The following is a 21830-nucleotide window of genomic DNA, read 5'->3' as shown; positions in this document are numbered from 1 at the left end:
AAAGGGCGGCTATCGCCTGCCGCCCGGAAATTCAGATAACGCCGCAGGCATAACGCGCCCCGCCGCCGCCCAGCGGTGTAGGATGATCGGCATGATTATCTCCGCCAGCATGTACCATCAGCGCTTTGCCTTTGATCTCTTTTAACGACTTCAGCCGTGGCGCCAGCACCGGATAGGTGGCACTACCTTTCTCATCAACATAGATCGCGGGCAGGTCGCCCAGGTGACCTTCAGCATACGGCCCCAGATGTTTGCCGCTGTTAGCCGGATCCAGGTGACCGCCAGCCGCACCGGCGGCGACCACTTTCCCCTCAGATTCACCCGGTTCACAGCTGCCTTTAGCATGGACATGAAAACCGTGAATGCCCGGCTTCAGTCCCTGCAGGTCCGGCGTAAACTGCAGACCATACTGGGTCTCGTCAATCTTAACGGTGCCCAGCGATTTGCCAATCCCTTCAGCGGTAACCTGATGGATCGTAATCTGCTCGCTGGCAGCCTGTGCTGAGCCGCAGGCGATCAGCGCAAAAAGCGCAACTGCTTTCATTTTCATGTTGACTCCATTTGTATCCCAGGGTTTGAGATAAGTCTGGTCGCTGTTGCACTATTTTGCCGAAGATTGACGCAGTTTTACGCTTCAGGGCACATCAAATCCCAGCGCCGCTTTGCGAATACGGAACCACTGCTGCCGCGACAGGGATAAATCCAGTGCCCCGGCGGCTTCGCTGACGCGCGCCGCTTTGCCTGAGCCGATGATCGGCAGAGGCCGCGACGGCAGCATCAGTATCCAGGCATAGACCACCTGCTCCAGACTGGTGGCACCGGTTTCCTGCCGCACCATCTCCAGTTCATTACGCAGGGGCTGGAAGTGAGGATCGTTGAACAGACGTCCGCCACCGAGACAGGACCAGGCCATCGGACGAATGCGCAGTTGCTGGCACTGATCCAGCGATCCATCCAGCAGCACGCTTTGCTGGACGGGTGAAATCTCCAGCTGATTCGTGACCAGCGAGAACGGCAGACGGGATTGCAGCAGTGAAAACTGGGATGGTGTGAAATTCGAGACGCCAAAATTCAGCACCTTGCCGCTTTGATGAAGTGCCATAAAGGCTTCAGCCACTTCGTCAGCCGCCATCAGCGGATCGGGACGATGGATCAGCAGCAGGTCGAGACGATCGGTGTGGAAATGGCGCAGCGAGTTTTCAGCACTCTGCAGGATATGATTTTTGTCGGTAATGTAGTGGCCAATCTGATGTTCAGGTCGGGCGCGGGTGGCAATGCCGCACTTGGTCACAATCTGAAGCTGATCGCGCAGTCCGGGAGCCAGCTTCAGCGCCTCGCCAAAGGCCGCCTCACACTGGTAGTCGCCGTAAATGTCCGCATGATCAACGGTGGTAATGCCGAGCCTCAGATGGTGCTCAATAAACGCAACCCGCTCCTGCGGCGACATGCCCCACTCCATCAGACGCCAGTACCCCATAACCAGCGGTGAAAAATCGGGGCCCTGTAAAGCGATGGCCTGCGGTTCTAACATGACGTTCTCCCTGTTGCGCGTTGGCTGTAATTAGTGTGTCAGAGAGTATAACGGAAAGCGGAAAGTCGTCAGAATAACTCCGGCTGTTGTGGCTCGGGTGGCTCTTCGCCTTTCTGCTGCCGCTGCAGGCGCAGACGACGCTGCTGACAGAGACGAATGACTTCCCGCTTTTGCGCATCGCTGAAGCGCAGCCAGTTGAACCGCTCATCGCGGCTGCGTAAACATCCCAGGCAGTAGCCACGTGCATCGGTCTGGCAGATGCCGCGACAGGGGCTGGGAACCGGGAAAAACTCAAGCTGCTCGGCCACCATGACTCCGGATTAACAGAATAAACAGTCCAGTAAAAAGCGTAGCCTGGATGCACAGGAATTAAGCTTTGCCCCGTCAGAATTATCCTTTTCTCTCACGAGTGAGTGAACACTCTGTGCCAAATGCACGGTGCAGCGTTGCATTAGACCAACCGGTCTACTACTCTCTCTGCCATGAATAAGACGCTACAACGCAATGAAACCCGCGAACACCTGCTCCAGACAGGTGAACAGCTCTGTCTGCAACGCGGCTTTACCGGAATGGGCCTCAGCGAACTGCTGACGCAGGCGGCGGTGCCGAAAGGCTCCTTCTACTACTATTTCCGCTCTAAAGAGGTGTTTGGCGTGGCGTTACTGGAACGCTACTTTGCGCGTTATCTGCAGGATGTTGAGTTACAGCTCAACCAGACAGACGGCACACCGCGTGAACGTCTGCTAAATCATTTTCGTGCTGCGGTTGAGCTGTTTGTGCAGCAGGGACACATTGTCGGTTGTCTGGGCGTGAAAGTTTCTGCTGAGGTCTGCGATCTTTCAGAGCCGATGCGAGACGCACTGCAGCAGGGTGCAGGAAAGATTACCGCGCTCTATGCCCGGACGCTGATTGCCGCAGAGCAGCAGGAGTCGCTGAGCCTGCCGCAGCCCCCGGCGCAGATGGCAGAGTTGCTGTCGCTGTTATGGCTGGGCGCCAGTCTGCAGAGCAAAATTTCCCGCGAGGCGCAGCCACTGCGTCTGGCACTGAGTACCATCGAACAGTGGCTTGAAAGCCACTGATTTTTAAAAAACGTGTTTGTAGACGACTGGTCTACTAATCAGGAGCTATTATGGCGAGTACCCAGCTGTTTCGTCCGCTGAAAGTCGGCGCAATTACCGTCCCAAACCGCGTATTTATGGCACCGCTGACCCGTCTGCGCAGCATTGAGCCAGGCGACATCCCTACCCCAATGATGGCGGAGTATTACCGTCAGCGCGCCAGCGCCGGTCTGATTATCACCGAAGCAACCCAGATCTCTTTCCAGGCAAAAGGCTATGCCGGTGCGCCAGGCTTACATACGCAGCCACAGATTGCCGCGTGGAAAGTGATTAACGAAGGTGTCCATCAGGCAGGCGGTCATACCGCCGTACAGTTATGGCACACCGGTCGTATCTCGCATAACAGCGTGCAGCCGGAAGGCAAAGCACCGGTAGCGCCATCCGCCATTGCAGCGGGTACGCGTACGTCACTGCGTGCTGAAGATGGCAGCGTCTATCGCGAAGACACCTCTGTACCGCGCGAACTGACGGTGCCAGAGATCCAGCAGATTGTGGCCGATTTTGGTCAGGCTGCGGCGAACGCACGTGAAGCAGACTTCGACCTGCTTGAGCTGCATTCCGCGCACGGCTACCTGATTCACCAGTTCCTGGCACCGGGTTCAAACCAGCGTACCGATGAATATGGTGGCAGCATCGAAAAACGCGGTCGCTTTGCGCTGGAAGTGGTCGATGCGGTAATCGCCAACTGGTCAGCCGATCGCATTGGTATCCGCGTCTCGCCTATCGGCAGCTTCCAGAATCTGGACAACGGTCCGGATGAAGAAGAAGCGGCGCTGTGGTACATCGGTGAGCTGGCAAAACGCAACATCGCCTATCTGCACCTCTCTGAACCAGACTGGGCCGGCGGCAAGCCTTACACCGACGCCTTCCGTCAGAAAGTGCGCGATCTCTTCCCGGGCGCCATCATTGGTGCCGGTGCTTACACCGTTGAGAAAGCGGATGATCTGATTGGTCGCGGTCTGATCGATGCGGTTGCATTTGGTCGTGATTACATTGCTAACCCGGATCTGGTTGAGCGTCTGCAGCAGGATGCCCCACTTAACCCACAGCGCCCGGAAAGCTTCTACGGCGGCGGCGCGGAAGGTTATATCGACTACCCGACACTGTAATCTGTTTGGGCTGCCGTCCGGGACGATGACGGCAGCCATTATTCAATGGCGATTTTCATCGCTATACTTAGCGCCTGGGTCATCCGGCGATGGCGTTTTATTTAAAAGAGGATGTTATGCGTTTACTTCATACCATGCTGCGCGTTGGCGATCTGCAACGTTCAATCGATTTCTACACCCGTGTGCTGGGCATGCGCGTGCTGCGTCAGAGCGAAAACACCGAATATAAATATACCCTGGCGTTCGTAGGCTACACCGACGAAAGCGAAGGTGCGGTGATCGAGCTGACCTACAACTGGGGCGTTGATAAATATGACCTCGGTGATGCTTATGGTCACATCGCGCTGGGCGTCGATGACGCAGCAGCAGCCTGCGAACGTATCCGCAAAGATGGCGGCAACGTGACCCGTGAAGCGGGCCCGGTTAAAGGCGGCTCCACCATTATTGCCTTTGTTGAAGATCCCGATGGCTACAAAATTGAGCTGATCGAAAACAAAGATGCCGGTAACGGCCTGGGCAACTAAACCTGCCCCTCAGCCCGCCTGACCCGGTGGGCTGAATCCCCTTCTCTGCGCTTCATCTGCTGCACCCGGCCCCGTTTTTTGCCATAATACGCGCTGCCCTTTTTCTGCAACGAGATCCTGATGTCTGAATCGAATTCCCCTAATGCACTCAATCAACGTTTCCGTGGCTTCTATCCGGTGGTGATCGACGTTGAAACCGCTGGTTTCAACGCGCAAACCGATGCGTTACTGGAGATTGCCGCTATCACGCTGAAAATGGATGAAGAGGGATGGATTCAGATTGACCAGACGCTGCATTTCAACGTCGAACCCTTTGTCGGATCGCTGCTGCATCCGGAAGCGCTGGCCTTTACCGGTATCGATCCCAGCAATCCGCTGCGCGGCGCGGTGAGTGAATATGAGGCGCTGCACGCTATTTTCAAAATGGTGCGCAAGGGCATTAAAGATAGCGGCTGCAACCGCGCCATTATGGTGGCGCACAATGCCACGTTTGACCTGAACTTTATGTCAGCGGCAGCAGAACGTGCCAGCCTGAAGCGCAATCCGTTTCACCCGTTTGCCACCTTTGATACCGCAGCGCTGAGCGGACTGGTGCTGGGTCAGACGGTGCTGGCGAAAGCCTGCATTGCGGCGGGAATGGAGTTTGACAGTACCCAGGCGCATTCAGCGCTCTATGACACTCAGCAGACAGCGACACTGTTCTGCGAGCTGGTGAACCGCTGGAAACGGTTAGGTGGCTGGCCTCTGCCCTTCGCCGGGGGCGACGCAGACGCCACGACATCCGCATAAGGGATGCCACAATGAAAAAGGCCGACATAATGTCGGCCTTTTTTTATTCTGCTTCTTTAAACTTTTCTGCAGTCTCTTTGATTAGCGTCTGCAGTTCACCACGCTGTAACATCTCAACGATGATGTCACATCCACCGACCAGCTCGCCATCCACCCACAGCTGTGGGAAGGTCGGCCAGTTGGCGAATTTCGGCATTTCGGCACGAATGTCCGGGTTCTGCAGAATATCCACGTAAGCAAAACGCTCACCGCAGGCTGACAGCGCCTGCACCGCCTGTGCAGAGAAACCGCAGCTTGGCAGTTTCGGGGAACCTTTCATGTACAGCAGGATCGGGTTTTCTGCGATCTGGCGCTGAATTTTTTCTACAGTACTCATAATTGCCTTCCTTAATTCGTTACTTCGTGTTTGTTTATTGTAGCGACTTCGCAGCGTGACTGAAAATGAGATTTTGCGCGCTGCCCGATTAAATGACCATCATTGTTAAGTTCCGTGCGCAGGACATTTAACTTCAAGTATTAACAGCTGGTAACAGTTTAATAATTCGTAATAATTCCGTTGGTATAACATGCTGAAAATGTTCATTTTCAGTGCAATCACGTGGCCTGCAAAGATTAACATTAAAAGGCATTACAGTTTTTAGGCGAACTGGACTAGAATGGCCTGGGCACTGATCCTGGATCAGATTAATCTCAACTTTGTCGCGGTGCGTAGTGGCCCTGACAACTTAACTAATTAATGGACTATGCGTTTAATCATTACGCTTTTTATGCTGGCCTTTGCGCAACTGTTTTTCAACATCGCCGCTGCGTCGCCTCACTCGCCGGTGAACGTCAGTACGCATAAAGCAGAGAAAAAGAGTGCGCGCGACGATGAACGCCGCAAGCGTCGCCCGGTAAAAACGGTGACGAAAAAAACTCGTCTCAGCCCTGATCAAAAACTTAAAACGAAAAAACAGAAAAAAGTCGAACTCACTGCTAAACAGACGCCTGCTAAGAAGACCTCGCTCAAAACCGCCCGTATCAGCAAAAGCAAAGAAAAAAATAAAGAGAAGAAACGCTATGGGCATCAGCGCCAGCTGAAAACCGCTGAGGTCACCACCCGCGAGCCAGGCACGATTAAAATGAGCAAATCCCACCGCCAGCGCTATCAGAAGGCGCGTGAGACCGCAATGACCAAGCTGATGGGGCAGTTAGGTAAACCCTATCAGTGGGGCGGCACTTCTCCACATACCGGTTTCGATTGCAGCGGTCTGGTCTGGTATGCCTATAAAGACCTGGTGAAATTTAAGATCCCGCGTACCGCTAACGAGATGTATCACCTGCGTGACGCCGCGCCGATCAAGCGTGAGTCGCTGGAGAAAGGCGATCTGGTCTTCTTCCGTATTAATGGCCGCGGCACAGCGGACCACGTCGGCGTTTACCTGGGCGATGGCAAGTTTATTCAGTCGCCGCGTACCGGCAAAGATATTCAGATCAGTGCATTAGGGGAAGATTACTGGCAGCGCCACTATATTGGTGCCCGTCGGGTGATGACGCCGAAAACCATTCGCTGAGCAGCACTATAGTCCGAAAAAAGCCGGGATAATCCCGGCTTTTTTATTAGTGCAGAATGGCAGTAAAACTAAAGGCCACAATCATCAGCAGACAGCCGACAGTGGTCATCAAAGCCAGTTTTAAATCGGTACTCATTGCTTGCTCCTTAGTCACACACTTTGCAGGGATATGGCATTTTCCCACAGGGTCCGGTAAAAATCTCGTTTTATCCGTTCAGCCTTGTTAGAATCCCGCCTTTGTTGCGCAACGCGCTCAACCCTGATTCCGTTTGCGCATCTTTTCAGGCGTTTTTTCTCCGCCAGCCGCCTGTTTACCGGCCAGAAAAGCCGCATTTTTTCGGAAAAAACCCTGAGCAGACGCAAACGTTTAACATTACGCTTATCATAGAGTTAGGTAAGCACTGGAGTCCTATTTTCATGGCAACAATTAAAGATGTGGCGAAACGCGCTGGCGTCTCAACGACCACTGTTTCGCACGTCATCAATAAAACCCGCTTTGTCGCTGAAGAAACACGCGAGGCGGTCTGGCAGGCAATTAAGGAACTGCACTACTCGCCAAGTGCGGTGGCGCGCAGCCTGAAAGTAAACCACACCAAAACGCTGGGCCTGCTTGCCACCTCCAGCGAAGCGCCCTATTTCGCTGAAATTATTGAAGCGGTTGAAAACCACTGTTTTGACAAAGGCTATACGCTGATTCTGGGTAATGCGCATAACGATCTGCAAAAACAGCGCGCCTATCTCAGCATGATGGCGCAGAAGCGCGTCGATGGTCTGCTGGTGATGTGCTCTGAGTATCCGGACGATCTGCTACAGACGCTGGAAGAGAACCGCAATATCCCGATGGTGGTGATGGACTGGGGCGAATCGCGCGCCGACTTTACCGATACGGTTCTCGATAATGCCTTCCAGGGCGGCTATCTGGCGGGACGTTATCTGATTGAACGTGGACACCGTGATATTGGTGCTATCCCCGGTCAGATGGAGCGCAATACCGGCGGCGGACGCCATGCCGGTTTTCTGAAGGCGCTTGAAGAAGCGGGTATTCAGCCACGTGCCGAGTGGATTGTACAGGGTGACTTTGAGCCGGAATCAGGCTATCAGGCGATGCAGCAAATCCTGTCGCAGAAGCAGCGCCCGACCGCCGTGTTCTGCGGCGGCGACATCATGGCGATGGGGGCCATTTGTGCGGCCGATGAGATGGGTCTGCGCGTGCCGCAGGATATTTCGGTCATCGGCTATGACAATGTGCGCAATGCCCGCTATTTCGCCCCTGCCCTGACCACGGTGCATCAGCCAAAAGCCCAGCTGGGTGAGAAAGCGCTGGATATGCTGCTTGACCGCATCACCAGTAAGCGCGAAGTGTCACAAACGATTGAAGTCCATCCGACGCTGATTGAGCGCCGTTCAGTGGCAGATGGTCCGTTCCGCGACTATCGCCGCTAATCCTCGCTTAACCACTCCTGATTAAGCGTTTGCGCATCACCCAGATAGCTGAGCAACCAGCCTGTCGCCGGTGATGCGCGATCTTCTGCCCAGCTGACGCAACAGGGGCTATCCGGAAATGCCACCGGCAGCGCCAGTTCGACCAGCTCGCCGCTGTCGAGCAGTGGCCTGGCCAGATGACCCGGCACCATCGCCACACACAAGCCTGCCTGCACACACTCCAGTCCGGTTTGCCACTCCGGCACCACCAGCCTGCGCTGGTTATCCAGCGTCCATGTCATACGACGTGGCAGTGCGCGTGATGTATCTTCCAGCACCAGTGACGGCCAGCTACGCAGCGTGTCGTCATCGATCTGGCTCGCCTGCGTCAGAGGATGATCGGGCGCGACCACGCAGCGCCAGTTGAGCGTACCCATATCGCGAAATGCAAACCGTCCGCCTACCGGAATCGCCTGGGTGGCCCCAATCGCAACTTCCACCCGGCCATCGGCCAGTGCATCCCAGACGCCGTTAAAAACTTCATAGCTGATGATCAGTTCCATATCGGGGAAGTGGCGATAGAAGTCTTTAACCAACTGCCGGGTGCGCTGAGGCTTAGCGATACGGTCAACGGCAATGCTGAGCTGCCCGCGCCAGCCATTGGCCAGCTGCTGACACTGCCGCCGGGTAGCAAGCATTTTTTTGATGACGCTACGCCCTTCCCGGACAAAATGTTCGCCTGCTGGCGTCAGCACCACTTCGCGATGCTGGCGTTCGAACAGCGGCACTGCCAGCCAGTTCTCCAGCTGACGCACCGTGTAGCTGATGGCAGAGGGCACCCGATGCAGCTCCTGAGCAGCGGCGCTGAAGCTGCCCCCGCGGGCGACCGCGTCAACAACCTCTAATGCATATTCTGACCACATAATCTGCCTTCAAAAATTTTAACAGCAACCGGCAAATATTACCGTTTCACAGCGGCAAACGCACCTTTTACACTCTGCCGCGTTTATCCTGCAAAAATGAGAATGAGATGCTGTCTAATAAAGGATTTATGCCCTATCTTGCCCTGCTGAGCATGCTCGGCTTTTTAGCCACTGATATGTATCTGCCCGCCTTTGGTGCGATGCAGCAAACGTTTAATACCTCGCCGGGCCTGATCAGCGCCAGTATGAGTCTCTTCCTGGCGGGTTTCGCCTGTGGACAGCTCTTCTGGGGACCGCTTTCCGATCGCATTGGCCGTAAACCGGTGCTGCTGGCCGGACTGGCCATGTTTGGCATTGGCTGTGCGGGCATGTTGTGGGTCAATGATATCACTCTGATGCTGGCGCTGCGCTTTGTGCAGGCGATTGGCGTCTGTGCTGCGGCCGTGAGCTGGCAGGCGCTGGTAGTGGATCGCTATCCTGCCGCGCGCGCTAACAAAGTCTTTGCCACGATTATGCCACTGGTTGCGCTCTCCCCAGCGCTGGCCCCGTTGCTGGGTGCCTGGCTCATCGGCCATTTCCACTGGCGTTCGATTTTCCTGGTGCTGACGCTGATTGCGGTGGCATTAATTCTGACCACACTACGTCTGCCCACAGTACGCCAGGAAGCACGCGAGAAAGGAGCTCAGCCGGGCTTTTTCACCCTGCTGAAATCACGGATTTACAGCGGCAACGTGCTGATCTATTCCGCCTGTTCAGCCAGTTTTTTTGCCTGGCTGACCGGCTCGCCGTTTATTCTGGCGGATCTGGGCCTTTCACCCGCCGATATCGGCCTGAGTTATGTGCCCCAGACGCTCGCCTTTTTGATTGGCGGATTCGGCTGTCGCGCCCTTCTTAACCGCTTTAATGGCGCTCAGCTGTTACCGTGGCTGCTGGGCATTTACAGCCTGAGCATTCTGGCGCTGTTTGCCGTCGCGCTGTCAGGCGTCAGCACGCTGGTGAGCCTGATGGTGCCGTTCTGCGGTATGGCGCTGGCTAACGGCGCAATTTATCCAATTGTGGTTTCCAGTGCACTGACGCCCTTCCCGCACGCCACCGGTAAAGCGGCCGCATTGCAGAACACCTTACAGCTAGGACTCTGCTTTGCTGCAAGCCTGGCAGTCTCTGCCGGATTAACGCATGCACTGTTTACCACTACGCTGATGATGACGGTGACGATTCTGCTGGCGCTGGTGGGTTACGCCATGCAGCGTACCGCAAGCGCACAAACTGTTGTTGCCTCCACACAACCTGCCTGCCAGAATAATCACTGACACACTGACTTTTTCGTTAGCATCCTAACAATAAGTCATTGAATATTGACCCGCGTGAGCATATACTCATCCGGGTCAACAAATCTGTAATAAATCAACAATATAATAACGTAATAATCTGATTGGCATCCTGTTGCCGGGACGGTATTCGCGCGCGTTATTCTTACCCTGACCGACCTGCTGCAGGCTATTCCAGTCCTCTGTATCACACAGTCAACCGGTGTGCGGATTCATCCGTACCGTTTCTCAATGCCTGACGAAATTGACTACTCTTTGTTCAGGTTCAGATTGGACAGGTGGTGGAAAATCTATGAGTTCATCTTATGCAGAAGCAGTGAGTCCTGAAGAAAACCATTGGTATCGTATCGTCCACGAAATGCTGGAAAAAGCGGATATTGAAATTAATGGTTCACGTCCCTGGGATATTCATATTAATCATCCCGGCTTTTTTAAGCGTGTTCTGCAGGAGGGATCGCTTGGGCTCGGTGAGAGCTATATGGATGGATGGTGGGAGTGCGACCGGCTGGATATTTTCTTCCATCAGGTGCTGAAACATAAACTTGATCAGCAACTCCCGCATCACTTTAAAGATACGCTGCGCATCGCCGCTGCCCGCTTAACCAATCTGCAGTCGAAAAAACGGGCCTGGATTGTCGGTAAAGAGCATTACGACCTGGGTAACGATCTCTTTTCACTGATGCTCGACCCCTATATGCAATATTCCTGTGGCTACTGGAAAGAGGCCACGACGCTGGCGACGGCGCAGGAAGCCAAGCTGGATATGATTTGCCGTAAATTAGCGCTGGAACCCGGAATGTCGCTGCTGGATATCGGCTGTGGCTGGGGAGGACTCGCGGAATTTGCCGCACGTCATTATGGCGTCAACGTGCATGGCGTGACGATTTCCGCCGAACAACAGAAACTTGCGCAGCAGCGCTGTAGCGGATTAGACGTCACGATTCTGTTGCAGGATTATCGCGATCTGAATGAGCAGTTTGATCGCATCGTTTCAGTAGGCATGTTCGAGCATGTCGGGCCGAAAAATTACGCCACCTATTTTGATGTGGTCGATCGTAACTTAAAGCCTGACGGAATTTTTCTGCTTCACACCATTGGCGCGATTAAAACCGATATGAGCGTCGACCCCTGGATCGATAAATATATCTTCCCCAACGGCTGCCTGCCTTCAGTGCGTCACGTGGCGGATGCCAGCGAGCCGCATTTTATTCTGGAAGACTGGCATAACTTTGGGGCCGATTACGACAAAACGCTGATGGCCTGGCATGAGCGCTTTATGCAGGCCTGGCCGGAGCTGGCCGATAACTATAGCGAACGCTTTAAGCGGATGTTCTCCTATTATCTCAATGCCTGTGCCGGCGCCTTCCGCGCGCGGGATATTCAGCTATGGCAGATTGTGTTCAGTCGCGGTGTAGAGGGTGGATTACGGGTGGCGCGGTAGTGCTCTGTCATGCAAACGCTGCGAATGCCAAATCATATTGAATCTCACAGCAACGAATAAGCTTAACGAGCAGGGAACTGGGTCAGAAGAGGAAAGCGTCGCGCGCCTGTGACAAAAACGCCGGGAGCGTTTTTGAACAACGCAACGCGTTGGCCCGGCAACGGGCGCACCTCAGGGATGAGGTGCGTAATCGCGCGGGCCGGGCGTGCCATGGATGGCGGATTTTGCGTCTTTCCGATCTGACCCTGTTCCGTGTGATGGCTCGGTAAAACAGCAAAACAGTTCAGATCCTATCACTACTCTCAAAGGCGCTTACACACCCTTTATTAACTCTCGGCGGCAGGCTGGCCGGTCAGCATACTCATCGCCGCCGCGGCATCGCGCTGTGCTAACACCCGCTCAACGGTCTCTACGATTGCCTGTGTGTGCGGATCGATCTCAATGTTGACCCGGTCGCCAAAAGTTTTCGCGCCCAGAGTCGTGCGCTCCAGCGTTTCCGGAATCAGATAGACGCAGAATTTGGTCTTCGTCACATCACCTACCGTCAGACTGATACCGTCGATGCCGACGAAACCTTTATGCAGAATATATTTCATCTGCATCGGATCCTGGATTTTAAACCAGACTTCGCGATTGTGTTCTGACTGGATAATCCTGCAGATTTCAGCGGTGGTCATAATATGACCTGACATCAGATGACCGCCTATTTCGTCGCTGAATTTCGCTGCACGCTCAATATTCACCACATCGCCCTGGCGTAAATCGCCAAGGTTAGTCACGCGCAATGTCTCTTTAATTAAATCAAAACTGACGCGGTCACCTTCGATTGCCGTCACGGTCAGGCAGCACCCGTTATGGGCTACGGATGCGCCCAGCGCCAGTCCCGGCAGGAGCTCTTCTGGCAGTCGGACAGTGTGGGTACGAAACAGTTCTTTTTCTTCAATGGACACGATTTCTGCGGTGCCCTGTACAATACCGGTAAACATAGTCTTTGCCTCTGCGAAGTTTACGCTAGTTTATCACAGCTCCGGTCGGCTGATAGATTTCACCCCACCTCACCCCATTAATGGGGTTCAAAACGCATTGTGTGACAAAGATTGGCGAATTCTGTTACCCCGGTTACACTGGTTCGCGCTATTCCCCGGGCTTTCTGCCCTTTTAATTCATTTAATAAGTCAGGTGTTAACGTGCAGAAGTATTTAACAGAAGCGCGTCAATTGCTGGCCCTAGCGATTCCGGTCATCCTTGCTCAGGTGGCCCAAACCGCAATGGGATTTGTGGATACCATTATGGCCGGCGCAGTCAGCGCCACGGATATGGCCGCCGTTGCTGTCGGCACCTCTGTCTGGCTTCCTGCCATCCTGTTTGGTCATGGTCTTCTGCTTGCATTGACGCCCACCGTTGCGCAACTCAACGGTTCAGGCCGCCGCGAACGCATCGGCGAACAGATCCGCCAGGGCTACTGGCTCGCCTTTTTTGTCTCGCTGCTGATTATGGTGCTGCTGTGGCACGCCGGTTATCTTATCCGGGCGATGCATGACATCGATCCCGCGCTGGCGCTTAAAGCCGAGGGCTATCTGCACGCCCTGCTGTTCGGCGCGCCAGGCTATCTCTTCTTTCAGGTGCTGCGTAATCAGTGCGAGGGGCTGTCGAAAACCAAACCCGGCATGGTGCTGGGCTTTCTGGGCCTGATGTTTAACATCCCGCTGAACTATGTCTTTATCTACGGCCATTTCGGCATGCCCGCGTTGGGTGGTGTCGGCTGCGGCGTGGCAACGGCATCGGTCTACTGGGTGATGTTTATCTGCATGCGCTTCTGGGTACGCCGGATGGGCAGCATGCGCGATATCCGGCTGGAGAGTCTCTGGTCACCGCCTTCGCGTCCGATTCTGAGCCGTCTCATGACGCTGGGATTGCCGGTAGCACTGGCGCTGTTCTTTGAGGTCACGCTGTTTGCCGTTGTGGCCCTGCTGGTTTCACCGCTGGGCATCGTTGACGTGGCTGGCCACCAGATTGCCCTGAATTTCAGTTCACTGATGTTCGTGATGCCGCTGTCGCTGGGTGTGGCGACCACCATCCGTGTCGGTTATCGTCTGGGCCAGGGCTCTACCGAGCAGGCAAAAGTCGCCGCCTGGACCGCCCAGGGTGTGGGCATCAGCATGGCAGCGCTGACCGCCATTTTTACCGTGACGTTTCGTCATCAGATTGCCCTGCTCTATAACGACAACCCCGAAGTGGTCACACTGGCAGCGCAGCTGATGCTGCTGGCAGCGATTTATCAGTTCTCAGACTCGATACAGGTGATTGGCAGCGGGATCCTGCGCGGCTATAAAGATACGCGCTCGATTTTCTTTATTACTTTTATCGCTTACTGGCTGCTGGGACTACCCGCTGGCTATCTGCTGGCGCTGACCGACTGGCTGGTGCCCCGGATGGGGCCTGCGGGCTTCTGGTGCGGCTTTATTATCGGTCTGACCTCTGCGGCGGTAATGATGATCTGGCGCATCAGACGCTTACAGCGGTCACCTGCGGAAATCATCCTGGCGCGCGCAGCGCGATAACCGTAAAAGCGGGCTATTTATGGCCCGCAATGACGAAAAAAACGACGGTTAGCACAGTTGCTGCTCAGTCATGGCGAAAAAACTATTTTCCCCTTGCCAGGCTTCTGCGCTGCCGTTAATATTCGTCCCCGCTGTCGCCCTGACAGCATGTTGCGCTCTTAGCTCAGTTGGTTAGAGCACCACCTTGACATGGTGGGGGTCGATGGTTCGAGTCCATTAGAGCGCACCAAGTGCGTCCGTAGCTCAGTTGGTTAGAGCACCACCTTGACATGGTGGGGGTCGGTGGTTCGAGTCCACTCGGACGCACCAATATTCAGTATGCGCTCTTAGCTCAGTTGGTTAGAGCACCACCTTGACATGGTGGGGGTCGATGGTTCGAGTCCATTAGAGCGCACCACTTTCAGAATTTCTTCAGCTTGCGCAACTCTCCCTTTTATTGATCTGCATCGCTTCCCCTTCTGCTTTTTGATTGGTTTTCGCATACTTAGCGTCTATACTGTCCCGCGTTGCTTACTTGAAAGGTTTCAGCGATCACGTGCTTACTGCGATAACTCAAATGATTTGCGCAACAACAGCGTGGTGGTTACCAACCGTAACCGCACAACTTCCCTGCACGCCTGGCCTTCGTCACCTATTCTTACTCAGTACTGCCCATTTCAGTCTCAATCAGAATTTTCACTTCGATGCGCTGCCATCGGATTTCGCCCTTATTCATCCATCACAACTTACAGAAAATCCGTCATGAAAAAGACTAAAATCGTTTGTACAATCGGCCCGAAAACCGAATCCGAAGAGATGCTGACTCAACTGCTTGAAGCGGGCATGAATGTTATGCGTCTTAACTTCTCTCACGGCGACTACGCCGAGCATGGTCAACGCATTACTAATATGCGTGCTGTCATGCAAAAAACCGGTCGTCAGGCGGCTATCCTGCTGGACACCAAAGGCCCTGAAATCCGCACCATGAAGCTGGAAGGCGGCAACGATGCGGCGCTGAAAGCAGGCCAGACCTTTACCTTCACCACCGACCAGAGTGTGATCGGCAACAGCGAGCGCGTTGCGGTGACCTACCCGGGTTTCACAGCCGACCTGAAAATTGGTAACACCGTGCTGGTCGATGATGGCCTGATTGGCATGGAAGTGACCGAAGTCACCGAAAATACCGTCGTGTGTAAAGTCCTGAACAATGGCGATCTGGGTGAGAACAAAGGCGTTAACCTGCCAGGCGTCTCCATCCAGCTGCCTGCACTGGCTGAAAAAGACAAGCGCGACCTGATTTTTGGTTGTGAGCAGGGCGTAGACTTTGTTGCCGCCTCGTTCATCCGTAAACGTTCAGACGTGCTGGAAATTCGTGAGCACCTGAAACAGCACGGCGGCGAGCATATCCAGATCATCTCTAAAATCGAAAACCAGGAAGGCCTGAATAATTTCGACGAAATCCTCGAAGCGTCTGACGGCATCATGGTTGCGCGTGGTGACCTGGGTGTTGAGATCCCGGTTGAAGAAGTGATCTTCGCGCAGAAGATGATGATCAAAAAATGTAATAAAGCACGCAAAGTGGTTATCACCGCGACGCAAATGCTTGATTCAATGATCAAGAACCCGCGCCCTACCCGCGCAGAAGCCGGTGACGTGGCGAACGCCATCCTCGATGGTACCGATGCAGTCATGCTGTCTGGTGAGAGCGCTAAGGGTCGTTATCCGCTGGAGTCGGTCACCATCATGGCGACCATCTGTGAGCGTACCGACCGCGTCATGAAGTCACGCATCGACAGCCAGAACGATACCCGCAAACTGCGTATCACTGAAGCAGTCTGCCGTGGCGCGGTAGAGACAGCTGAGAAGCTGGAAGCACCACTGATTGTGGTCGCGACCGAAGGCGGTAAGTCTGCTAAAGCCGTACGTAAATATTTCCCGAACGCCACCATTCTGGCACTGACGACCAATCAGACCACCGCACGTCAGCTGATCCTGAGCAAAGGGATTGAGACGCGTCTGGTCACTGAAATCGCCTCAACCGATGATTTCTATCGTCTGGGTAAAGAAGCGGCGCTGGAAAGTGGTTATGGTCAGAAAGGCGATGTTGTGGTGCTGGTATCAGGTGCATTAGTACCAAGCGGAACTACCAACACCGCTTCTGTACACGTACTGTAAAACTCTTTTTTGCCATTATTTTAAAGCGCCTTAACGAGGCGCTTTTTTTATTTCTGCTTAAACCAAATCCCGGAAAATTCCAATCGAAAATAACTATTCAAATACTCTTAATATTAAGGTTAATCCGATTAAATCTCTCTGTTTTCGCTAAATTTTTTTATCATATTCTGGGATTCGCTGCTTCTTTGAGCGAACGATCAAATTTAAGCATCTTCTCATCAAAAATTTATTCTCAACTTAAAAAGCTTTGTGTAATACTTGTAACGCTACATGGAGATTAACTCAATCTAGAGGGTATAAATAATGAATCGTACTAAACTGGTACTGGGCGCGGTAGTTCTGGCTTCAACTCTGCTGGCTGGTTGCTCAAGCAACGCTAAAATCGACCAGCTGTCTTCAGACGTTCAGACTCTGAACGCTAAAGTTGATCAGCTGAGCAACGACGTGAACGCAGTGCGTTCAGACGTTCAGGCTGCTAAAGATGACGCAGCTCGCGCTAACCAGCGTCTGGACAACCAGGCTCACTCTTACCGTAAGTAAGAGTTCTGGTTTAAAAATGGCGCCTTTAAGGCGCCATTTTTTTTGCCCAAAATTCAGTGCCCTTTCAGGCACTCATCCTTTCAGGGCTGCGCAGCTTTACCTTCGGCCTGCCCATCCGGGCTATTCGCGCCCGCAGAGGCACTCTCCAGCCCCGCAGGCGGCACGGTATCACTCTGCACCGGCTCGCCACTGCTGACCAGTACAGGCATGCCTGAGCGTCGCGTTAAGCTGGCTTTAATCAGCGCGCTATCACTCTTCTCACTCTTCATGAATTTCTTCAGGTCACTGCCGATCGCAATGGGCATAGTCTGCGGATCGTCTTTATCATTACGGGACAGCGGCTGATGCACTTCCACGTAGCGTTTCCCATCCGGCTCCACAGCATACTTCACCGGCTGATTGATGATCTGAACCCGCGTCCCTTTTGGGGCTGCGTTAAACAGCGCTTCTATGTCCTCAGAACGCAGACGGATGCAGCCTGAACTGACCCGCATGCCGATGCCAAACTTCGCATTGGTACCGTGGATCAGATACTGCCCGGTGCCACGCGCCAGACGCATGGCAAACTGCCCCATCGGGTTATCCGGTCCAGCGGGTACCACGCCAGGTAATGTAATGCCCTCTTTGGCGTAACGCTTGCGGATGTTCGGGGTGGGCGTCCAGGTGGGATTCGGGATTTTCTGGCTGATCTGCGTCACCATGACTGGTGTTGCCGCCCCCAGCTGACCAATGCCGATAGGATAGACGATGACCTTATCTTCCCCTTTGGGATAGTAGTAGAGACGCAGTTCGGCCAGATTCACCACAATCCCTTCGCGCGGCGTATCAGGCAGGATCATCTGTAGCGGCACCGTCAGCTGGGTACCCGCTTTGGGCAACCAGGGATCGGTCCCGGGATTCGCCTCCAGCATGCCCAGTAGCCCGACCTGGTAGCGGGCCGCGATTGATTCCAGGGGTTGTTTATCATCAGGAACCTGAGTCAGAACGTTTTCGCCAATCAGGCGACTGTCAGGCGGTGGCAGCGGGTATTCGGTGGCGAATGCGGGTGCAGAGAGCCCAAAGCAGGTCAGCAGCAATGCACCGGCTAAACGTAAAGCAGGTTTCATGCAATTTTCTCGTCAGATAAAAAAACAGACGCCGGATGGCGTCTGTCGAGTGTAACTTAGCTGAGGTTCTGAGCGGTATGGCGAATAGACCGAATCATCGCCTCCAGCCCCTGCGACCGGGTGGGCGTCAGGTGCTGCACCAGGGCCAGTTCGCCAAACCAGTGGCGCACATCCAGCGCCAGAATTTCGGCGGGTGGCAGGTTCTGATACAGACTAAATACAATAGCAATCAGACCTTTAACGATAGCGGCATCGCTATCACCTTCAAATGCGATGGTGCCATCTGCCTGCGGGGTCATTCTGATCCACACCTGACTCTGACAACCCGAAATCGCGTTTTCCGGCTGGTGTAATGTTTCAGAAGATTCCGGAAGCTTTGAACCCAGTTCGATAATGTAGAGATACTTCTCTTCCCAGTTAGCGCAACGGTTGAAATTGCGAACCAGTTTCTCTTTTTCAGGCAAATTCGCCATCAGTGACTCCGTTAAAACTGTTCAGCCGCCCAGCAGACGATGAATACGCGTCAAACCGGCAGCCAGACGATCCACTTCCTCTTCACTGTTATAGAAGGTGAAGGAGGCACGGCACATCGCCGGGACATTGTAGTGCTGCATCAGCGGCATCGCACAGTGATGTCCGGTGCGGATGGCAATACCATATTGATCCAGGAAACTGCCGACATCAAAGGCATGATGTTTGCCCAGGTTGAAGGCAATAACACCGGCACGTGACTGTGGGCCGTAGATCTGAATATCCGGAACGGTGCCCAGCTTATCGAGCGCATAGTTCATCAGTGCCGTCTCGCGCTGATGAATGGTATCCAGTCCCAGCGCCTGCACATAGGCCATCGCCGCGCCAAAGCCGATAATGCCCCCGGTGTTCGGTGTGCCTGCTTCAAAACGCCATGGCGCACTATTCCAGGTGGTGCCGGTGGGCAGCATGACCTGACCGATCATCGAACCGCCGCCTTCCCACGGTGGCATCTCATCCAGCAGCGCTTTGCGCCCATAGAGAATACCGACGCCATTCGGACCGTAGAGTTTATGGCTGGAGAAGACGTAGAAGTCGCAGCCGATATCCTGCACATCCACTTTGTCATGCATCACGGCCTGCGCGCCATCCACCAGCGTAATCACGCCAGCGGCTTTTGCCTGGGCAACGATGGCTTTAACCAGGTTAACGGTGCCGAGCACGTTTGACACGTGCGTCACGGCCAGCAACCGCGTGCGGCTGTCGATCAGCCCCGCCAGTTGCTCCAGCGCCAGTTCACCGTTGTCATTTAAGGGCAGCACACGCACTTCTGCGCCGGTACGCTGCGCCAGCATCTGCCACGGCACGATGTTGGCGTGATGCTCCATCTCCGTGATGATCAGGTTGTCGCCAGACCTGAGGTTACTGCTGCCCCAGGTATTCGCCACCAGGTTGATGCCTTCAGTGGTGCCTTTAACGAAGATAATCTCTTCCTGGGACCCGGCATTAATGAAACGGGCAGCCTGATCGCGCACGTTCTCCATATCGCTGGTCGCCTGCTGGCTCAGCGTATGGATACCACGATGCACGGCCGCATAGCCGTGCTGATAGAAATGACTCTCGGCGTTAATCACCGACAGGGGACGCTGTGCGCTGGCTGCACTGTCAAGATAGGCCAGCGGATGACCGTTGACCTCACGCTTCAGGATAGGAAAATCAGCCCTGATGCGTTCGAGATCGAAGTTCATCATACGTCGCCTCCGGGAAAACGTTGTGCGATACGCTGCAGTACGGCCTGACGCATCACTTCATTTTCAAGTGTCTCGGTGAGTTCGGCTGCAAACGCATGAATAATCATGGTCTGCGCCGCATCCTGCTCAATACCGCGAGAACGCAGATAGAACATCTGCTCATCGTCGATACGACCAATGGTAGCACCGTGGCTGCATTTAACGTCATCCGCGTAAATTTCGAGCTGCGGCTTGGTGTCGACTTCAGAAAGCTTGCCCAGTAACAGGTTGTTATTGGTCATCTGCCCGTCGGTCTTCAGCGCATGCTGTGCCACTTTGATGTGACCGTTAAACACCGCACGCCCTTTGTCACGCACGATGGTTTTATGCATCTGGCGGCTGATACAGTGGCCTTTGTTGTGCTCCAGGTAAGTACGGGTATCCGCCACTTCCTGTTTCACCGGCAGTACCAGGCTGTTAATTGCCAGCGTGGTATTTTCGCCATTCAGCTGAGTACTGGTGTTGTGACGCGACAGGCCCGCACCCAGCAGGAAGCTGGTGCTGCTGACCTGGCCATCGTTGCCAATCACCAGATCGTTATGCGCAAAGTGATAGCTGGCGCTGCTTTCAAAGGCGAGCTTAGTGTGAGTCAGTTTCGCATTGTCACCAATCGCAAAGGTAAAGCGCGTGCCGGTGAAATGGGCGCGCTCATCCAGAGAGACGTAGTGCTCAATGACTTCCGCTTCGGCACTCTCTTCCAGCTGCAGATGATGGCGATAATGAACGGTGTTCATGCCCGTCTGCTGACCGCTGGTGATATGCAGCAGATAGACCGGACGGGCAGCGGCTTTACCGCGTGCCAGACGCAGGGTCGTCACCTCCTCTGCCAGGCTCTCAGTCAGATGCAGGAAGACTTCCGGCTGAACCGCAGCGGGCAGCGGACGGCGCTCGGCGGCCACGCTGTGCTGAACCTCAAACAGTTCGACGTCGCGGCTGCTGAAGGCGGGTTGGAACTGACCATCCACATACACAAGACGGATGGCATCCAGCGGCAGGGCCAGTGCATCAACCTGTTCAGCGCTCAGGGTCTGCGGCGCATCGGGCAGCACAAACTGCTGGGACAGCAGCGTGTCCAGCGGCGTGTACTTCCAGTTTTCATGCTTGCGGGTTGGCAGACCAACACGCATCAGTTGCTGCCAGTGCTGCTGTGCCTGCAGAGAACGCACGTCGCCGCGCGATTCAAACAGGTGATGCCACTGTTGCAGCGCAGAATCACTCTTCGTCGGTAAGCCAGCCATAACCTTGCTCCTCCAGCTGTTTCACCAGCGAGAAGTCGCCAGATTTCACGATTTTGCCCTGATACAGAACATGAACGAAGTCTGGCTTGATGTAATCCAGAATACGCTGGTAGTGGGTCACGATGATAAAGGCACGCTTCTCATCACGCAGGCTGTTTACGCCATTCGCGACGATTTTCAGCGCATCGATATCCAGACCGGAGTCAGTTTCGTCCAGGATGCAAAGCTCAGGTTCAAGCGCCGCCATCTGCAGAATGTCGTTACGCTTCTTCTCACCACCGGAGAAGCCAACGTTAACGGAACGAGTCAGCAGATCTTCCGGCATCTTCAGCAGATGAATTTTCTCTTCAATGAAGTCCTGGAAATCAAAGCGATCCAGCTCGTCCTGCTGACGATATTTACGTACCGCGTTGACCGAGGTTTGCAGGAAGAACTGGTTGCTGACGCCCGGAATCTCTACCGGATACTGGAAGGCCATAAAGATGCCTTCACCGGCACGCTCTTCAGGGGCCAGTTCCAGCAGATCTTTACCTTTGAAGCTGACTGAACCGCCGGTCACTTCATAATCTTCACGGCCTGCCAGCGTCGCTGACAGCGTACTTTTACCGGAGCCGTTCGGCCCCATGATGGCATGCACTTCGCCCGGTTTAATTTCGAGATTCAGGCCACGCAGAATGGCTTTATCTTCAACACTGACCTGCAAATCTTTAATGCTTAACATTCTTATTCCTTC

At 54.3% G+C, this 21830-nt stretch carries 23 protein-coding genes and 3 tRNA genes; 14 read left to right on the top strand and 12 right to left on the bottom strand.

From position 1 onward, the window contains the following. Window positions 1-31: 31 nt before the first annotated feature. From sodC to BY447_RS19235, 3 genes are all read right to left on the bottom strand, one after another. The gene (gene sodC / locus BY447_RS19245) at window positions 32-550 is read right to left on the bottom strand and encodes a superoxide dismutase family protein (protein ID WP_110331852.1); all 519 of its coding nucleotides are present in this window, start codon (window positions 548-550) and stop codon (window positions 32-34) included. 84 nt (window positions 551-634) lie between these two features. Further along, window positions 635-1531, bottom strand: coding sequence for an aldo/keto reductase (locus BY447_RS19240; protein ID WP_110331851.1), 897 nt, complete (start codon window positions 1529-1531; stop codon window positions 635-637). A 68-nt stretch (window positions 1532-1599) separates the two neighbouring features. Then, on the bottom strand, window positions 1600-1839 hold the full coding sequence (locus tag BY447_RS19235) for a DUF1289 domain-containing protein (protein WP_107320176.1): 240 nt from the start codon (window positions 1837-1839) through the stop codon (window positions 1600-1602). A 174-nt stretch (window positions 1840-2013) separates the two neighbouring features. On the opposite strand from BY447_RS19235, the gene BY447_RS19230 reads away from it, so the two are divergent. The 4 genes from BY447_RS19230 (at window position 2014) to rnt (ending at window position 5071) form a co-directional block, all read left to right on the top strand. Further along, complete coding sequence (locus BY447_RS19230) at window positions 2014-2610, top strand: TetR/AcrR family transcriptional regulator (protein ID WP_110331850.1); 597 nt, start codon at window positions 2014-2016, stop codon at window positions 2608-2610. 50 nt (window positions 2611-2660) lie between these two features. Continuing rightward, window positions 2661-3758 (top strand): alkene reductase, encoded by a 1098-nt coding sequence (locus tag BY447_RS19225; protein ID WP_033782946.1) that lies wholly within the window; start codon window positions 2661-2663, stop codon window positions 3756-3758. A 116-nt stretch (window positions 3759-3874) separates the two neighbouring features. Beyond that, window positions 3875-4282 carry a lactoylglutathione lyase gene (gene gloA, locus BY447_RS19220; protein ID WP_010245580.1) on the top strand — a complete coding sequence of 136 codons (408 nt, stop codon included), beginning with the start codon at window positions 3875-3877 and terminating at the stop codon, window positions 4280-4282. 120 nt (window positions 4283-4402) lie between these two features. Beyond that, the gene (gene rnt / locus BY447_RS19215; protein WP_013357711.1) at window positions 4403-5071 is read left to right on the top strand and encodes a ribonuclease T; all 669 of its coding nucleotides are present in this window, start codon (window positions 4403-4405) and stop codon (window positions 5069-5071) included. A gap of 43 nt (window positions 5072-5114) precedes the next feature. On the opposite strand, the gene BY447_RS19210 is transcribed toward rnt, so the two are convergent. Further along, complete coding sequence (locus BY447_RS19210) at window positions 5115-5450, bottom strand: Grx4 family monothiol glutaredoxin (protein WP_170933470.1); 336 nt, start codon at window positions 5448-5450, stop codon at window positions 5115-5117. A gap of 364 nt (window positions 5451-5814) precedes the next feature. Between BY447_RS19210 and BY447_RS19205 the strand changes: the two genes are divergently transcribed. Continuing rightward, complete coding sequence (locus BY447_RS19205) at window positions 5815-6624, top strand: C40 family peptidase (RefSeq protein ID WP_110331849.1); 810 nt, start codon at window positions 5815-5817, stop codon at window positions 6622-6624. A gap of 46 nt (window positions 6625-6670) precedes the next feature. Here BY447_RS19205 and BY447_RS19200 read toward each other — a convergent pair whose 3' ends face one another. After that, window positions 6671-6760, bottom strand: a complete 90-nt coding sequence (locus BY447_RS19200) for a YnhF family membrane protein (protein WP_095707274.1) — start codon at window positions 6758-6760, stop codon at window positions 6671-6673. A 281-nt stretch (window positions 6761-7041) separates the two neighbouring features. On the opposite strand from BY447_RS19200, the gene purR reads away from it, so the two are divergent. Beyond that, window positions 7042-8067, top strand: coding sequence for an HTH-type transcriptional repressor PurR (gene purR / locus BY447_RS19195; protein ID WP_110331848.1), 1026 nt, complete (start codon window positions 7042-7044; stop codon window positions 8065-8067). Here the strand turns inward: purR and punR are convergent. Next, complete coding sequence (gene punR / locus BY447_RS19190; RefSeq protein ID WP_110331847.1) at window positions 8064-8969, bottom strand: DNA-binding transcriptional activator PunR; 906 nt, start codon at window positions 8967-8969, stop codon at window positions 8064-8066. The two genes, purR and punR, sit on opposite strands and share 4 nt — an antisense overlap. A 107-nt stretch (window positions 8970-9076) precedes the next feature. Between punR and punC the strand changes: the two genes are divergently transcribed. Together punC and cfa are read left to right on the top strand one after the other, a co-directional pair. Then, window positions 9077-10279: a purine nucleoside transporter PunC gene (gene punC, locus BY447_RS19185; RefSeq protein WP_110331846.1), complete on the top strand. Its 1203-nt coding sequence runs from the start codon at window positions 9077-9079 to the stop codon at window positions 10277-10279. Window positions 10280-10589: 310 nt separating this feature from the next. Next, entirely contained in the window at window positions 10590-11738 is a 1149-nt protein-coding gene (gene cfa, locus BY447_RS19180) for a cyclopropane fatty acyl phospholipid synthase (RefSeq protein ID WP_110331845.1), read from the top strand. A gap of 326 nt (window positions 11739-12064) precedes the next feature. Here cfa and BY447_RS19175 read toward each other — a convergent pair whose 3' ends face one another. Further along, window positions 12065-12724, bottom strand: a complete 660-nt coding sequence (locus tag BY447_RS19175; protein WP_110331844.1) for a riboflavin synthase subunit alpha — start codon at window positions 12722-12724, stop codon at window positions 12065-12067. A 201-nt stretch (window positions 12725-12925) separates the two neighbouring features. Between BY447_RS19175 and BY447_RS19170 the strand changes: the two genes are divergently transcribed. The 6 genes from BY447_RS19170 to BY447_RS19145 all read left to right on the top strand — a co-directional run bounded on the left by BY447_RS19170 (window position 12926) and on the right by BY447_RS19145 (window position 16993). Further along, a complete protein-coding gene (locus BY447_RS19170) occupies window positions 12926-14299 on the top strand; it encodes an MATE family efflux transporter (protein WP_110331843.1) in 1374 nt (457 codons plus the stop codon). Between the two features lie 152 nt (window positions 14300-14451). Next, window positions 14452-14528: transfer RNA gene (locus BY447_RS19165), tRNA-Val, on the top strand. A gap of 3 nt (window positions 14529-14531) precedes the next feature. Then, window positions 14532-14608 (top strand) — tRNA-Val (locus BY447_RS19160). A gap of 11 nt (window positions 14609-14619) precedes the next feature. Next, window positions 14620-14696, top strand: a tRNA-Val gene (locus BY447_RS19155). Window positions 14697-15040: 344 nt separating this feature from the next. Continuing rightward, complete coding sequence (gene pykF / locus BY447_RS19150) at window positions 15041-16453, top strand: pyruvate kinase PykF (protein ID WP_033732486.1); 1413 nt, start codon at window positions 15041-15043, stop codon at window positions 16451-16453. 303 nt (window positions 16454-16756) lie between these two features. After that, window positions 16757-16993 carry a major outer membrane lipoprotein gene (locus BY447_RS19145; protein WP_009090492.1) on the top strand — a complete coding sequence of 79 codons (237 nt, stop codon included), beginning with the start codon at window positions 16757-16759 and terminating at the stop codon, window positions 16991-16993. An 80-nt stretch (window positions 16994-17073) separates the two neighbouring features. Here the strand turns inward: BY447_RS19145 and BY447_RS19140 are convergent, their stop codons facing one another. Genes BY447_RS19140 through sufC form a run of 5 tightly spaced genes read right to left on the bottom strand, consistent with a single transcriptional unit; the run spans window position 17074 to window position 21818 of the window. Then, window positions 17074-18099, bottom strand: a complete 1026-nt coding sequence (locus BY447_RS19140; protein WP_013357701.1) for a L,D-transpeptidase family protein — start codon at window positions 18097-18099, stop codon at window positions 17074-17076. A gap of 56 nt (window positions 18100-18155) precedes the next feature. Beyond that, entirely contained in the window at window positions 18156-18572 is a 417-nt protein-coding gene (gene sufE, locus BY447_RS19135; RefSeq protein ID WP_033732484.1) for a cysteine desulfuration protein SufE, read from the bottom strand. Between the two features lie 21 nt (window positions 18573-18593). After that, window positions 18594-19817 (bottom strand): cysteine desulfurase SufS, encoded by a 1224-nt coding sequence (gene sufS, locus BY447_RS19130; protein WP_110331966.1) that lies wholly within the window; start codon window positions 19815-19817, stop codon window positions 18594-18596. Beyond that, a complete protein-coding gene (gene sufD, locus BY447_RS19125; RefSeq protein ID WP_110331842.1) occupies window positions 19817-21097 on the bottom strand; it encodes a Fe-S cluster assembly protein SufD in 1281 nt (426 codons plus the stop codon). Before sufD ends, sufS begins: the two co-directional genes overlap by 1 nt. Next, the gene (sufC, locus tag BY447_RS19120; RefSeq protein WP_013357697.1) at window positions 21072-21818 is read right to left on the bottom strand and encodes a Fe-S cluster assembly ATPase SufC; all 747 of its coding nucleotides are present in this window, start codon (window positions 21816-21818) and stop codon (window positions 21072-21074) included. Before sufC ends, sufD begins: the two co-directional genes overlap by 26 nt. Between the last annotated feature and the right edge of the window lie 12 nt (window positions 21819-21830).

It is taken from the genome of Pantoea sp. JKS000250 (assembly GCF_003201065.1).
Lineage (GTDB): Bacteria > Pseudomonadota > Gammaproteobacteria > Enterobacterales > Enterobacteriaceae > Pantoea > Pantoea vagans.
The sequence above is the reverse complement of the archived record's forward strand: the minus strand, read 5'-3'. Positions and strand labels throughout refer to the sequence as shown.